The 14,162-nt window shown below is 58.7% G+C and carries 11 protein-coding genes; 10 read left to right on the top strand and 1 reads right to left on the bottom strand.

Going from position 1 to position 14,162, the window contains the following annotated elements:
• Positions 1-62: 62 nt before the first annotated feature.
• Both fusA and J2D75_RS03840 read left to right on the top strand, forming a co-directional pair.
• A complete protein-coding gene (gene fusA / locus J2D75_RS03845; RefSeq protein ID WP_207853047.1) occupies positions 63-2,150 on the top strand; it encodes an elongation factor G in 2,088 nt (695 codons plus the stop codon).
• A 198-nt stretch (positions 2,151-2,348) separates the two neighbouring features.
• Entirely contained in the window at positions 2,349-3,362 is a 1,014-nt protein-coding gene (locus J2D75_RS03840) for an FkbM family methyltransferase (RefSeq protein ID WP_243428474.1), read from the top strand.
• An 83-nt stretch (positions 3,363-3,445) separates the two neighbouring features.
• Here J2D75_RS03840 and J2D75_RS03835 read toward each other — a convergent pair whose 3' ends face one another.
• Positions 3,446-6,253, bottom strand: coding sequence for a phosphoenolpyruvate carboxylase (locus J2D75_RS03835; protein ID WP_207853042.1), 2,808 nt, complete (start codon positions 6,251-6,253; stop codon positions 3,446-3,448).
• Positions 6,254-6,432: 179 nt separating this feature from the next.
• Here J2D75_RS03835 and J2D75_RS03830 point away from each other — a divergent pair, with 179 nt between their 5' ends.
• From J2D75_RS03830 to J2D75_RS03795, 8 genes are all read left to right on the top strand, one after another.
• Positions 6,433-7,731 (top strand): DUF445 domain-containing protein, encoded by a 1,299-nt coding sequence (locus tag J2D75_RS03830; RefSeq protein WP_207853039.1) that lies wholly within the window; start codon positions 6,433-6,435, stop codon positions 7,729-7,731.
• Between the two features lie 199 nt (positions 7,732-7,930).
• Positions 7,931-8,422 (top strand): SUF system Fe-S cluster assembly regulator, encoded by a 492-nt coding sequence (locus J2D75_RS03825; RefSeq protein ID WP_207853037.1) that lies wholly within the window; start codon positions 7,931-7,933, stop codon positions 8,420-8,422.
• 3 nt (positions 8,423-8,425) lie between these two features.
• Positions 8,426-9,910, top strand: coding sequence for a Fe-S cluster assembly protein SufB (sufB, locus tag J2D75_RS03820; RefSeq protein WP_207853034.1), 1,485 nt, complete (start codon positions 8,426-8,428; stop codon positions 9,908-9,910).
• A 13-nt stretch (positions 9,911-9,923) separates the two neighbouring features.
• Positions 9,924-10,694: a Fe-S cluster assembly ATPase SufC gene (sufC, locus tag J2D75_RS03815; RefSeq protein WP_207853031.1), complete on the top strand. Its 771-nt coding sequence runs from the start codon at positions 9,924-9,926 to the stop codon at positions 10,692-10,694.
• Positions 10,691-11,971: a Fe-S cluster assembly protein SufD gene (gene sufD / locus J2D75_RS03810; protein ID WP_207853028.1), complete on the top strand. Its 1,281-nt coding sequence runs from the start codon at positions 10,691-10,693 to the stop codon at positions 11,969-11,971. Before sufC ends, sufD begins: the two co-directional genes overlap by 4 nt.
• Positions 11,968-13,224 (top strand): aminotransferase class V-fold PLP-dependent enzyme, encoded by a 1,257-nt coding sequence (locus J2D75_RS03805; protein WP_207853026.1) that lies wholly within the window; start codon positions 11,968-11,970, stop codon positions 13,222-13,224. The genes sufD and J2D75_RS03805 overlap by 4 nt, the downstream gene beginning before the upstream one ends.
• Positions 13,221-13,679, top strand: coding sequence for an iron-sulfur cluster assembly scaffold protein (locus J2D75_RS03800; RefSeq protein WP_207853023.1), 459 nt, complete (start codon positions 13,221-13,223; stop codon positions 13,677-13,679). Before J2D75_RS03805 ends, J2D75_RS03800 begins: the two co-directional genes overlap by 4 nt.
• On the top strand, positions 13,666-14,142 hold the full coding sequence (locus tag J2D75_RS03795; protein ID WP_207853021.1) for an SUF system Fe-S cluster assembly protein: 477 nt from the start codon (positions 13,666-13,668) through the stop codon (positions 14,140-14,142). Before J2D75_RS03800 ends, J2D75_RS03795 begins: the two co-directional genes overlap by 14 nt.
• Positions 14,143-14,162: the final 20 nt, after the last annotated feature.

The following is a 14,162-nucleotide window of genomic DNA, read 5'->3' as shown; positions in this document are numbered from 1 at the left end:
TTCGGCGGCCACAGGCGCGAAGGGCTCTCCCGTCGCGCCTCGCCTGTTTTCTGGAGGTTTTCGTGTCCGCCACAACAGATCTGTCCAAGATCCGCAATATCGGCATTACCGCGCATATCGACGCTGGTAAGACCACCACGACCGAGCGCATTCTGTATTACACCGGCGTGTCTCACAAAATCGGTGAAGTGCACGAAGGTAACACCACCACAGACTACATGGCCCAGGAACGTGAGCGTGGTATTACCATCACCTCCGCCGCCGTGACCTGTGACTGGAACGATCACCGTATCAACATCATCGATACGCCCGGACACATCGACTTCAACATCGAAGTGAACCGCTCCCTGCGCGTGCTCGATGGCGCTGTCTTCATCATCGAAGGCGTGGCCGGTGTGCAGCCCCAGTCCGAAACCAACTGGCGTCTGGCTGACCGCTACAACGTGCCGCGTATCATCTTCATCAACAAGCTGGATCGTACCGGCGCCGATTTCTATCGCGCGTTCGACACGCTGAAGGAAAAGCTCGACATCGTAGCGATTCCGCTGCAGCTCCCCATCGGTGCTGAAGATCAGTTCCTGGGCGTTGTCGATCTGGTCGAGATGAAGGCCATCGTCTGGGAAGGCGGTGAACTGGGTGCGAAGTTCCACGATGAGGAAATTCCGGCCGACCTGAAGGAAAAGGCTGCCGAAGCCCGCCAGAACCTGCTCGACACCGCTCTGGCGGTCGACGAAAAGGCAATGGAAGAATACTTCGAGAACGGCGACGTCACGGTCGAGACGCTCAAGCGCTGCATCAAGAAGGGCGCGATCTCCGGCGAGTTCCGTCCCGTCCTGTGCGGCACGGCCTTCAAGAACAAGGGCGTGCAGCCCCTGCTCGACGGGATCATCGACTATCTGCCCGCTCCTAACGACGTGGCAGGCATTCGTTGCGCCCCGCCCGAAGGCGAAGAGGCAGACGAAAACAACCAGCCGATCATCCCGGTTGACCCCGATGGCAAGTTCGCTGGTCTGGCGTTCAAGATCATCAACGATAAATACGGCACGCTCACCTTCGTGCGCGTCTATCGTGGCGTGCTCAAGACCGGTGATACGGTTCTGAACACCACGAAAGGCCACAAGGAGCGTATCGGCCGTATCTATCAGATGCATGCCGACAAGCGCGAAGAACTGAGCGAAGTGCATGCGGGTGATATCGCGGCGTTCGTGGGCCTGAAGGACACCCAGACGGGTGACACGCTGGCTGACGGCACCGATCCGGTTGTGCTGGAACGTATGTCCTTCCCCGTGCCGGTGATCGACATCTCCGTTGAGCCGAAGACCAAGGACGCGGTCGAGAAGATGACTCTCGCCCTGCAGAAGCTGGCTGGCGAAGATCCCTCCCTGCAGCTCAAGACCGATCAGGAAACCGGCCAGATCATCCTGTCCGGCATGGGCGAGCTGCATCTGGACATCATCATTGACCGTCTGCGTCGTGAATACGGCGTGGAAGCCAATGTGGGTGCGCCTCAGGTTGCTTATCGCGAAACCATTTCGCAGCCGCATACCGAAACCTACACCCACAAGAAGCAGTCCGGTGGGTCGGGTCAGTTCGCTGAAGTGAAGATCGAGTTCCAGCCGCTGGAGCGTAACGACGGCATCCTGTTCGAGAACAAGGTTGTCGGCGGTACGGTGCCGAAGGAATACATCCCGGCAGTGGAAAAGGGCATTCGCGTCCAGTCTTCTACGGGTGTTCTGGCTGGCTTCCAGACCGTGGACTTCAAGTTCACGCTGCTCGACGGTAAGTACCATGATGTTGACTCGTCCGCTCTGGCGTTCGAAATCGCCGCTAAGGCCTGCTTCCGCGAAGGCATGAAGAAGGCTGGCCCGGTCATTCTTGAACCGATCATGGACGTGGAAGTGACCACGCCGAACGATCACGTTGGTGACGTGGTGGGCGATCTTAACCGTCGTCGTGGCATGATCCAGAATCAGGAAACGTCTGGTTCCACCGTTATGGTGCGTGCGTTCGTGCCGCTGAAGGAAATGTTCGGCTACATTTCTCAGCTGCGTTCCATGACCAAGGGTCGTGCATCCTTCACGATGCAGTTCCATCACTACGATCCCGTGCCGCGTAACGTGGCCGATGAAATCATGGCTCAGTCCCGCTGATTTTACGGTCTGTTAGCTGACCGGGTATAAGGGCCGCCCCCGAAAGGGGGCGGCCTTTGTGTTTTTAAGCTCTTGGTCACGTGTATTTTTTACATTATGAGTGAATATCTGCTGTGATTTAACAAAGTTTTTTAAGGTGCTGAAATGTCCATGAACTTACCTGATAATTTTGATGGGTTTTATAATATAGTTCTTGGAATGAGTTTGAATTCTTTGAAATTCAACAATTTTTCAGATAATTTTGATGCCGAACGCTTTAATTTTGATGGGCAGGATCGTTCCAGAGACTTCGATCTGAATGCCAGAATGTTTTTCTTCTCGTGGTTTTTCGCGCGGCGGGAGAGGCTGTTTGAAGCCTATTCCAGCCTGTCCAATGATCAGTCCAAACTGCTTTATATCTGCCTGATTACCTACCGGCTTGCCGGGCATCTGGCGTTCAAAATTCCGGTCGATTTTCTTTCGCGCCAAAAGGAGCTGGAAGCATTCCGTGCTGCGGAAAAATCTACGGAAAGTCAGTATCCGGTTACAGGGATGTTTGGAAAACTCCAGCATTTTGATTTTGAGTTCGAGGGGCATCGCTATGTAGCGGATTGTCTTGGGCTTGAGGCCTGTCTGCATCGGCGGCAGTATTTTTACGAAGTGGGTGATGTCCGGGTTATGCCCGAACCCGGCGATGTCGTGATTGATGGTGGGGCCTGCACAGGGGATACGGCGCTTGTATTCTCCAATGCGGTTGGCCCGGCGGGTAAGGTTTATTCCTTTGACCCCGTGAAAGATCATATTGATATTCTACGTTATAATATCGCTCAGTTTCCGTACCAGAATGTTGTGGCAATGCCCTATGGTCTTTCAGATCATGAAGTGGATGCGCCCTTAATGGTTACGGATCACTATGCACCGGGCTTTTCTGTCGAGGCTAAGCCTGTGCCGCTTACCTCGCTGGATAGTCTTGTCGAGCGGGGTGAAATTGACAGGATTGATTATATCAAACTCGATGTTGAAGGTGCAGAACTGGAAACATTAAAAGGAGCGATACAGAGTATTCGCAAGTTCCGTCCTAAAATGGCGATTTCTCTCTATCACAAGCCGGACGATATTTTTTCGTTGCTGTTGTATGTGAAAGAGCATTTTGATTTCTATAAGTTTTATATCGGGCACTACACCATTCATCAGGAAGAAACGGTTCTTTACTGTGCGCCGATCAGCCGCTGAGCTGTTCCATAGCAGATAGATCAAAAAGAAAGGGCCACGCCGGAGAACGGCGTGGCCCTTTTGCATGAGAGGGACGAAAAGGTTTAGCCAAATGCGCCAATATCGTGCATCAGCGCCACGCTGATTTCGCGGATCAGTTCGAAAATCTGCTGCATGGGGGCGAAGATGTCGCGATGTTCACGGACATAGATCCCTTCTTCACGCGGGCCGCGCGGTTCAAAGAAATCAAGGTCGGACGGGCCGGAACCCGTGGGGAAAATATGGTTCATGTTCTGCAGCACCGTCGGGATGTCCAGACACAGGATCTGCTGCATCATGGCATCGTGGCTGAACCCGCCACGCGGCATGAAGAATGGAATGCGGCAGGCCAGAAGCCAGATGCGTTCAATCAGCATGATGCGGATGGCATGCAGCAGACGGATGCGTGGTTCCGTGCGGGGGGCATGCTGCCAGGCTTCGCGCAGGGCCAGATGGTCGGCCTGAATGCGGCGGAACAGGGTTTGCAGCTCGGCTGACAGGTTCAGTTTTTCCAGATCCCGCATGATGGTCAGGAAGAATCCACGGCGCTTGCTGTCCTGTTCTTCGGTTGCGCGGTCGAGCCAGAAGCCCGGATCGAGCAGGCAGACAACGCTTTTCAGTACTTTGTCATCCGAACAGGCCAGCGCATGGCGGGCAAAGTCCAGTGCGCGATGAAAGCGCGGGCTGGATGTATTGAGGGTTTCAAAGGTTTCGGGGTGACGGCGTGCTGCGGCCCCAAGGCCCTGCAAGGTATTGGCGCACCAGCCAAGCTGCTGGAGGATGGCGTTATTGAGAATGGCGCGGAGCTGGCTGGGGTGGGTAATGCGTGTGCGTGTAGCAGATTCGCTGCTTTGCCGGGCCGGGGGGCGCGAACCTGAGCGGTCGATCAGCGAAGGGCCAAATGCCCCGAGCAGTGCCGCGTAGCCGGGGTCTTCCACCAGTCCGGTCATATCTTCGATAACGCTGGAGAAGAAGTCTGCCGAAAAATCAGGATGATCGTAAATGGGGTCTTCATCCTGCCCGAAGGGCATGTAGATGTTCTCGGCAATGGTTGCTAGCGTGGCGCAGGCCAGCTCTGGCGTGCCAAACAGGGTGTAGCCATCGCCCCCCTGAAAAGCGGCTTCTTCCCGATAGGCCAGACCGCTGGACTGGAAGCGCGCGCGCACATGAGCGGGGGACAGATAGGCCAGACGGTCGGACATGCGGAAAGGATGTGCGCCTCGGCCGATGCTTTCGCCATGCGTATCGAAAAACACCACGGTGACATCGGTCAGTTTCCAGCGGGCCAGCAGATCGTAAATCCGCAGGCGCAGGCGCTCGATCTGGTAGGAGGCGGCAAGCTGGCCAATATAACGCCCTGAGTCAGAATAGCCGAACTGGAAGCAGATACGCCCCATGCGGCGCACATAATCACGCCATGCGGAAGAACGCAGGGCTTCCTCGACGATGTGATCTCCGTTGACGAGCGCTTCCTCTGTTTCAAACAGCGGCGAAATTTCGATCTTGTCGGCTACGCCAAAATAGGTGGCGGCCCACAGGGCGGATAGCAGGGTATAGCCGGTTTCGGTTTCTGCGATCAGGAAGCGCACCGGCGTTTGCGTATCCACGTATTTGGTGATCTGGGCGATGGTCATCATCAACCGCCCGGCTGTCGAGGGGTCGTTGAGGAGCGCACCAAAGTCCACGGCTACCGGCTCGACCGTATCAAGGGCCTCGTTCACGCGGTTGAGCAGAGCCCGACGATGGGCCGGATTGCTCGGGTCATCCAGCAGGTTCAGTTTCTGGCGGACAAAGTTGTGAACCTGCACCGAGTTGAGGCGGACATGCGTATGCGCCAGCCCCAGCCCATGAGAGAGAAAGCCTGCGCGGGCCACTGCCAGCGGCAGGCGGGCAGAGGGCGGGGCGGAATCGATGGCGTTCTGGAGCAGCTTGCCCAGTTCGGAGGCGCTGCACAGCGCCCGGTCGCGGCCCTGCACCATCAGGCGGGCGAAATGGGCCACGGCCTGCGTGTCGCTCGGGCTGGTGGGGGCGGCGCTGATCTGCTCTTTCACGCAGGCAATGGCATTTTGCAGGCGTTCGCTGAGTTCAGGGGCAAGCACGCCTTCATGCGCGATCTGCTGCTCAAGGCGCATGAGTTGGAACAGCTTCATGCGCAGGCGCAGGCGCAGCGTGTCCCACCAGCCAATATCGGTGCGGCCGTCTGTATCGTAACCCACCCAGCTTGTGGCAATCACCGGACAGGGCACAAGGGTGCGCCACTGTTCGGGCCAGTTGGCTTCGGCTGTTTCCAGCAGGGCGGCGCAGAGCAGGTCGATCGCGTCACGTGCGCGGGTAATGGCCTGTGCCGCAAGGGTAAATTCTTCTTCCAGCGTGGGTGGTGCAAGCCGCCGGTGCGTTTCAAAGAAAGGGGCCTTTTCGGGAGGCATTTCGGTGGAGGCGCACTGGGCCAGTGCTGCGTAAACCGGGTTGCTCAGCGCAAAGGTCGGGTGTGCGGTAAAGACGGCGGCAAAGCGGATGCTGTCCGTGGCGCTGCTATAGGCGGAAAAGCTGTGTTCAGGCAGGTTTTCCAGCACCTGTGCGGCAACCGCTTTCAGCTTCTTGCGTGAGGCATCCAGCGTAGCGCCGCCGACATAGCGGTGCAGACGGCGCGCACGGCTGACAAAGGCATCGTCACGCAGGGTGCTGATCAGGGTTTTGATGTCGTCGTAGGTGAGTTCGCCCTGATCGAGGGATTCGCCCAGCCTGAGGGCCGTGGCCATGACCGGGTTTGTGCCTTCGGCCAGAGTGCCGACACCTGAGGGTTCCGAAGCTTCGGCCATGCTGTCCAGTATGGCGCCCAGACGAGGAGGAAGGGAGGAAAGGTCAGGGAGCATGGCGAACGTCTTGTCCTTGATAGGGCTGCGCAAAGAGACTGAATGTTCTTGCGCAAAAGTTACGTTAATTTTTCACGTCTGCTCCGCGGGCGCAACAGCCTGACAGAGACGTGAGGCCGCAGCGCTCATTTTTCTCGTGCGGCTTGGGATAAGACGGTCATGGTGCTATCCAGCATGGCATGACAGTGCATGGGAACAACGATGCAGATCTGGCCGCACGCCGGACCTTGCGACGTTACAAGTTGGCCGCGACAGGGCTGCTTGCCGGTATGGGCGGGCTGACGATAGCGGGCTACGCGGCTCCGGCTTTTGGCTGGGTGCGTGATGGCTTCTGGCTGGAAATGTTTCGCGCGGGGGCGCGGGCCGGGGTTGTAGGCGGTATTGCCGATTGGTTTGCTGTTGTGGCGCTTTTCAGGCGCCCGATGGGCCTGCCCATTCCCCACACGGCTATTCTGCCCGCCCAGAAAGACCGGCTTGGCCGGGCTTTGGGGCGTTTTGTCGCCGGGCAGGTTTTTACCGAAAAAGAAGTAGAGCGCGTGCTGGCGCAGGTGGACGTGCCAGCCTTTCTGGCGGATGCGCTGGAAGATCCCGCAACGCAGGAAGCTGTGGTGCGTGGGGTCGTGCGCTCCGCGCCACAGATTCTCGACCGGCTTGAGGATGGGCGGGCCAGTAACGCGTTCTCCCGCGTGATGCCGCGCCTTTTAGGCGGGAGCGATCTGGCCCCCGTCATTGCCAAGGCTTTGCGTAGTCTGGTGGATGATGACCGCCATCAGGAGGTGCTGTCTTACCTGCTGGGGCAGATCAAGGACGGATTGCAGGCGAAGGAAAGCGCTCTGCGCGCCATGATCGAGGATCGGGTGCGTGAGCAGGGGGGGCGCTTACTGGGCTGGGCCATTGGTGGCTCTATCGCCACCAAGGTGCTGCTGGCGGCCGGTAAGGAGCTGGATCGAATCGATCCTGAAAATTCCAGCCTGCGGGAAGGCTTCACGGCGTGGGTGCGCACCCAGATCGACCGGATAGAAACAGACCCCGAGCATGGGCGGGAGTTCACGCAGGCTGTTACCGGGGTGCTGTCACACGAAAGTGTCGTGGGGTGGTGGGGAGATATCTGGCAGCGCTTTCGCCGCATGGTGGAGGCGGATGTGGAAGACCCCGAGGGCCGTGTTGCGACACTGGTGCGCGAAGGCTTGGTGCGTCTGGCCTGTCAGGCGCGGGATGATGAAACGCTGCGGCGGCGCATTATGGATAACGTGAACCGCACTACCCTGCGTATGCTGCCGTTCATTCGTGAGCGCATGGTGGAGTTTATTACCCGGGTGGTCTCGGGGTGGAATGCGGTGGAAATGGCCGACAAGCTGGAGCTGCGCGTAGGCAAAGATCTTCAGTTCATTCGCTTTAACGGAACCCTTGTGGGGTTTGGCGTTGGAGCGCTGCTCTTTGCGGTTCTGCGTCTGGCGTTCGGAATTAACGCCCAGTAGTCAGGTTGTGTTTCGTGCAGGGAGCGCATGGCAGCTCGGGCGCATACGCACTGCTGGTATGGCGGGCGCGGGTTTTTGGCCTGCGTCACGAATGCGTGGGACTGGCCAGACGTGTAGATTCGGGTTGACGGAGGGGCGGCGAGCCTCCATGTATCCGAAACAGGACCGCACAGGTCTTTAATTGGGTGAAGGCCAGACAATGCTGAAACTTTCCCGGCTGGCAGACTATGCAATCGTGATTCTGGTACGACTGGGTGAGCAGGAAGGGGTTGTGACCTCGCCTTCTCTCGCGGCTGATACCGGTGTGCCGGAACCAACCGTGGCCAAGGTGCTTAAACTGCTGTCCACGCATGGTTTTGTGCTGTCCCAGCGGGGGGCGAAGGGGGGCTACCGCCTCGCGCGCCCTCTGGCCGAGATATCTGTTGCCAGCGTGATTACAACCGTGGATGGGCGCATTGCGCTGACAGCCTGTGTTGATGGCGGTGGGTGTGATAACGGCGTCACCTGCGGGCTGTGCGGAAGCTGGGACACGATCAACCAGGCTATCCGCGCAACACTGGAGAGCATATCGCTTGAAGATATGCGCCTGAACCGCACCGCCCGGTCTTCTGCCCAGTTTCTGGCGAAAAAGCCGGAGGAAATGCACGCTGGCGGCAAGCCCGTCAGCCGAGAGATACGTGAAGGGGCCTGATCCATGCCGGCAGCGACAGAGACGAGAGAAGCCGTCGAGAAACTCGGCCAGTCCACTTACAAGTGGGGCTTCGAAACGGATATCGAGATGGATCTGGCCCCCAAAGGGCTGAACGAAGAGATTATCCGCCTGATTTCCAGCCGTAAGGAAGAGCCGGAATGGATGCTGGAATGGCGTCTGGCCGCTTTCCGTACATGGCAGTCGATGGAAGACCCCAAATGGGCCAAGGTCTCTTATCCGCCGATCGATTATCAGGATGTCCATTACTACGCAGCACCCCGCACCAAGCCGGGGCCGAAGTCGCTCGACGAGGTTGATCCGGCGCTGCTGAAAACCTACGAAAAGCTCGGTATCCCTCTGCATGAGCAGGCCCTGCTGGCCGGTGTGGAACCGGCTGAGGGCGAGCGCCTGCCTGTTGCGGTCGATGCGGTGTTTGACAGTGTTTCCGTTGCCACCACTTTCCGCAAGACGCTGGCGGAAGCAGGGGTCATTTTCTGCCCCATTTCCGAAGCCGTGCGCGAACACCCTGAGCTGGTGCGGCGCTACCTTGGCACCGTGGTGCCAGCGGGCGATAATTTTTTCGCGGCCCTAAACTCGGCCGTGTTTACCGATGGTTCCTTTGTTTACGTACCCAAAGGGGTGCGGTGTCCGATGGAGCTGTCCACCTATTTCCGTATCAATGCGCGCAATACCGGGCAGTTCGAGCGGACGCTGATTGTGGTGGAAGAAGGGGCTTCGGTTTCTTATCTGGAAGGCTGCACCGCTCCCATGCGCGATGAAAACCAGCTCCACGCCGCTGTGGTGGAACTGGTGGCGATGGACGATGCCTCCATCAAGTATTCCACCGTCCAGAATTGGTATCCGGGCGATGAGGAAGGCCGCGGTGGCATTTACAACTTTGTCACCAAGCGCGGTGCATGCCGGGGTGCGCGTTCCAAGATTTCATGGACGCAGGTTGAAACAGGCTCCGCCATTACATGGAAATACCCTTCCTGCATCCTCCAGGGTGAAGGTTCGGTGGGTGAGTTCTATTCCGTGGCGGTCACCAACAACTGCCAGCAGGCGGATACCGGCACCAAGATGATCCATCTGGGCCGCAACACCCGCTCGACCATTATTGCCAAGACTATCAGCGCAGGGCGTTCGGACAGCACCTATCGTGGTCTGGTGCGTGTGCAGCCCAAGGCATCTGGCGCGCGTAATTTCACCCAGTGCGACAGCCTGCTGATAGGGGACCGGTGCGGCGCGCATACCGTACCCTATATCGAATGCCGTAACATGGCGGCCCGTGTTGAACACGAGGCTACTACGTCCAAAATATCAGAAGACCAGCTTTTTTATTGCCGCCAGCGCGGCCTGTCTGAGGAAGATGCCGTGGGGCTGATCGTGAACGGTTTTTGCCGCGACGTGCTCAAGGAGCTTCCCATGGAGTTTGCGGTCGAGGCCCAGAAACTCCTGCAGATCAGTCTTGAAGGTAGCGTCGGTTAAGGGAGCCCCGCATATGAGCCAGTTTTTGGAAATTTCCGGCCTGAACGCCAGAATTGATGCTGACGGACAGGAAAAGCAGATTCTGCGTGGCGTGGATCTGAGCATCCCCCCCGGCGAAGTGCATGTTATCATGGGGCCGAATGGCTCTGGTAAATCCACCCTGTCCTATGTGCTGGCCGGGCGTGAGGATTACGAGGTTACGTCAGGCAGCGTTCTGTTTCAGGGGCAGGACCTGCTGGCCATGGAGCCGGAAGAACGTGCGGCCGCGGGCCTGTTCCTTGCCTTTCAATCTCCGGTGGAACTGCCGGGCGTAAACAACGCCAACTTCCTGCGCACGGCGGTTAATGCCGTGCGGCGTGCGCGCGGTCAGGAAGAGCTGGACGCAGTGGCGTTCCTCAAGCTTGCGCGGGAAGCGGCCAAGACCCTCTCCATGGCGCCGGACATGCTCAAGCGTAACGTCAATGTCGGTTTTTCCGGTGGGGAAAAGAAGCGCAACGAAGTGTTGCAGATGACGCTGCTCCAGCCGACCTTCGCTATTCTGGATGAAACCGATAGCGGGCTGGATGTGGATGCACTGCGGGTTGTGGCTGAAGGCGTGAACCGTCTACGCGCCCCAACTTTTTCCGCACTGGTGATCACGCACCATCAGAAGCTGCTGGACTATCTGGTGCCGGATCGCATCCATGTCATGGCCAAAGGGCGGATCATCCTGTCCGGTGGGCCGGAACTGGCGCGCCAGATTGATCAGGAAGGCTACACCAAGTTCCTGTCGGAGGCCGCGTGAACACCATCAGCCCGGACAGGGGCGGCCCTCTGGCCCTGTTCTCGCAGCGGCTTGAGGGACTGGCGGGGGCGGAACGCCAGCAGGCCGTAGCAGCGCTACAGCATGCTGGCCTGCCAACCCGCCGGGTAGAAGCCTGGAAATATACGGCCCTGCGTGTGCTGGGGCAGACCAGCCTTTCAGCGCCAGCCGCAACGTATGATGCAGCGGCGGCGCGTGCAGCGCTCGATCATGTGCTGGCTGCACAGGATGGGCTGGCGGACCAGCCTCGACTGGTGTTCGTCAATGGTCGTCACGCACCGGATCTGAGCGTTGCCCCAAAGGGCGTAAAGGTTACGTTTTTTGCCGACGCGCCGCGTTTTGGAAATGCAGCATCCCCCGACCGCGATCCGCTGGTAGCGCTTAACACGGCGCTGGCCGAGGATGGCGCAAACATTCAGGTGGAAGCCGGTGTGGATGGCGGCACCCTTCTGCTGGTCTCGATCGGTCTGGGTGGGCAGGCGCTTACCTTCTCCTTCCATCCGCGCCATGCGGTGGTTCTGGAAGCCGGAGCCCGTCTGACACTGGTGTGCGTGCAGGCCGGGCAGGGGGCGTATTTCCATAACCCGGTCACGGATATTCATGTCGGTGCTGCTGCGGCACTGGAACACGTCACCCTTCAGCTTGAAGGGGCTGAGGCGGTCGGTCTGGGCACGGTTTATGCGGATGTTGACCGCGAGGGCGTGTATGACAGCTTTGCCCTCGGGGTTGATGGCCTGCTGCTGCGGCATGAAGTGCATGCTCGTCTTGGTGCCTCACGTGCGGCGGTTCACGTCAACGGCGTGCAGCGTCTTGGCGGTGCGCAGGTGGGTGATATGACGAGTGTCATCACCCATGCCGCTCCTGACTGTATTTCTCGTCAGACCGTGCGCAATGTTCTGGATGGCCACGCACGGGGTGTTTTTCAGGGCAAGGTGCTGGTTGAGCAGATCGCCCAGAAAACAGACGGCTATCAGATGAATCAGGCCTTGCTGCTTTCACCTGATGCGGAAATCGATGCCAAGCCCGAGCTTGAAATCTACGCGGATGATGTGCGGTGCAGTCATGGTGCCACGGTTGGCGCGCTGGATGACGAGCAACTGTTCTATCTGCGTAGTCGTGGGGTGCCAGATGCACAGGCCCGGCAGATACTGATCGAAGCTTTTGTGGACGAAACGCTGGGCCTGATCGCTCATGAAGGCGCGCAGGCGCTCTGCCGGGCTATGCTGGCCCGCAAGGGTGGTGCGGGAGAAAGCGCATGAATACGGATAAAACCCTGAAAACCACACCAGCCGCCACGCTGGATGTGCAGGCCGTGCGGGCGCAGTTTCCTATCCTGTCTGAAACGGTGCATGGCCGCCCGTTCGTCTTTCTGGATAGCGGTGCCTCCGCGCAGAAACCGGCTGTCGTGATCGATAGCATGGCCGATGCCATGCGCCACCAGTATGCCAACATCCATCGTGGCCTGTACTGGATGAGCGAACGCACCAGCGATGCGTATGAGGCGGTGCGCGGTCAGGTCGCGGCGTTTTTGAACGCGCCCTCGCATGAAGAAATCATTTTCACCCGCAACAGCACCGAAGCCATCAATCTTGTCGCGCATTCGCTCGGCAGTCTGATGAAGCCGGGGCAGGCGGTGCTGATTTCGGAAATGGAGCACCATGCCAATCTGATTCCGTGGCAGATGCTGCGGGATCGCTCGGGTGTGGAACTCAGAGTGGCTCCCATTACCGATGCGGGCGATCTGGACATGGAGGCCTATGGCCGCCAGCTTGAGGATGGCAAGGTGGCGCTGGTCGCCATGACCCATATGTCCAACGTGCTGGGCACCATTACGCCCGCGCGCCAGATTGCCGATATGGCGCATGCAGCCGGTGCGCTGGTGCTGTTTGATGGCAGTCAGGCTGCCGTGCACCATAGAACCGATGTGCAGGTGCTGGGGGCGGATTTTTATACGTTCACTGGCCACAAGCTGTATGGCCCGACCGGTATTGGCGTTCTGTGGGGCCGTAGAGCCCTGCTGGAAGAAATGCCCCCCTTCCTTGGTGGCGGGGATATGATCTCCTCTGTCACATTTGAAAAATCCACATGGGCCAATGTTCCTCACAAGTTTGAGGCGGGAACGCCTGCGATTGTGGAAACACTTGGGCTGGGCGCTGCCATTCGCTGGGTTGAGGTTATTGGTTTCGACGCGATCGAAGCGCATGAACAGGCACTAACCGCCTACGCGCTTGAAAAACTGGCCGATGTGCCGGGGCTTCAGGTCGTGGGAGCGCCAAAGCAGCGCGGCGGGGTTATTTCCTTTACTATGGCCGATGTGCACCCCCATGACATTGCCACCCTGCTTGACCGGAACGGGATTGCGGTGCGGGCTGGGCAGCATTGTGCGGAACCGCTTATGCGCCGGCTGGGCCTGCATGCCACAACGCGGGCCAGCTTCGGGGTCTATACCAGCACGCAGGATATTGATGCGCTGGCTGAAACTCTGGTGCGGATCAGGGATTTCTTTGTGTGAGTGACGCGGCGCAGGATCTGTATGACCTGCAGATTGTGGAACGGGCGCGTAACCCCCGCTATGCCGGCGATCTGCCTGAAGCAAATCTGAGTGGCGAGGGGCGTAACCCCCTGTGTGGTGATCGGACGCGGCTCGACATTGCCCTGCAGGGGTACCATATCAGCCAGATCAGGCATCGCACCCGAGGCTGTGCGTTATGCACCGCCGCAGCCGATATGCTGGCCGAACGGTTGAGCGGGTGCAGCGTGGAAGAAGCGCAGGCGGTAGGGGTACGTTTTTCAGCCGCACTGGTTACGCAGGATGCGATTGAACAGGTAGAGAGCCCGCCGGAGGGCACGCCGTCACTGGGGGTTATGCAACCCCTTACTGCGGTGCGTTTTCACAAGGCGCGGATACGTTGTGTAGAATTGCCATGGGTCGCGCTTAAGGAGGCATTAACTCATGTCCGTGTCTGAAGACATACGGGTTTCGGATCAGGCCGAACCGCAGCATGCGGAGCATATCCATAAGGATGTGCTTGAAGATAACGATGCCGCGGGTGAGCCCAAGGCACAGGTGGAAAGCTGGCGCCCCGAAGGCGAGGTCGCCGAGAGCAGTGATGCGCCACACTCTGGTGCCGTTTCGGAAGATGCGGTCATCGAGGCGATCGCCAAGGTGCATGACCCGGAAATTCCGGTGAACATCTACGAGTTAGGTCTGATTTACGCGATTGATCTGTATGATGATGGCCGCGTGCATGTGGATATGACCCTGACAGCCCCCAACTGCCCGAGCGCGCAGGAACTGCCTGCTCAGGTCAAGGAAGAAGTCGAGCGGGTGCCGGGGGTGACATCGGCTGATGTCGATGTTGTGTGGGATCCGCCGTGGGATATGTCGCGTATGAGCGACGAGGCCCGGCTGGCCCTGAACATGTTCTGAATACGAAAAAAGTAAGGGAG

Source organism: Acetobacter suratthaniensis, assembly GCF_017377745.1.
GTDB lineage: Bacteria > Pseudomonadota > Alphaproteobacteria > Acetobacterales > Acetobacteraceae > Acetobacter > Acetobacter suratthaniensis.
This window is presented reverse-complemented; position numbering and strand designations above follow the sequence as displayed.

What these genes read in the sequence shown, in the direction of transcription:
- J2D75_RS03840 (WP_243428474.1), top strand. Translation starts at nt 2,349, where the DNA reads ATGAGTTTGAATTCTTTGAAATTCAACAATTTTTCAGATAATTTTGAT.
- J2D75_RS03835 (WP_207853042.1), bottom strand. Translation starts at nt 6,253, where the DNA reads ATGCTCCCTGACCTTTCCTCCCTTCCTCCTCGTCTGGGCGCCATACTG.
- J2D75_RS03830 (WP_207853039.1), top strand. Translation starts at nt 6,433, where the DNA reads ATGACAGTGCATGGGAACAACGATGCAGATCTGGCCGCACGCCGGACC.
- J2D75_RS03825 (WP_207853037.1), top strand. Translation starts at nt 7,931, where the DNA reads ATGCTGAAACTTTCCCGGCTGGCAGACTATGCAATCGTGATTCTGGTA.
- sufB (WP_207853034.1), top strand. Translation starts at nt 8,426, where the DNA reads ATGCCGGCAGCGACAGAGACGAGAGAAGCCGTCGAGAAACTCGGCCAG.
- sufC (WP_207853031.1), top strand. Translation starts at nt 9,924, where the DNA reads ATGAGCCAGTTTTTGGAAATTTCCGGCCTGAACGCCAGAATTGATGCT.
- J2D75_RS03805 (WP_207853026.1), top strand. Translation starts at nt 11,968, where the DNA reads ATGAATACGGATAAAACCCTGAAAACCACACCAGCCGCCACGCTGGAT.
- J2D75_RS03795 (WP_207853021.1), top strand. Translation starts at nt 13,666, where the DNA reads ATGTCCGTGTCTGAAGACATACGGGTTTCGGATCAGGCCGAACCGCAG.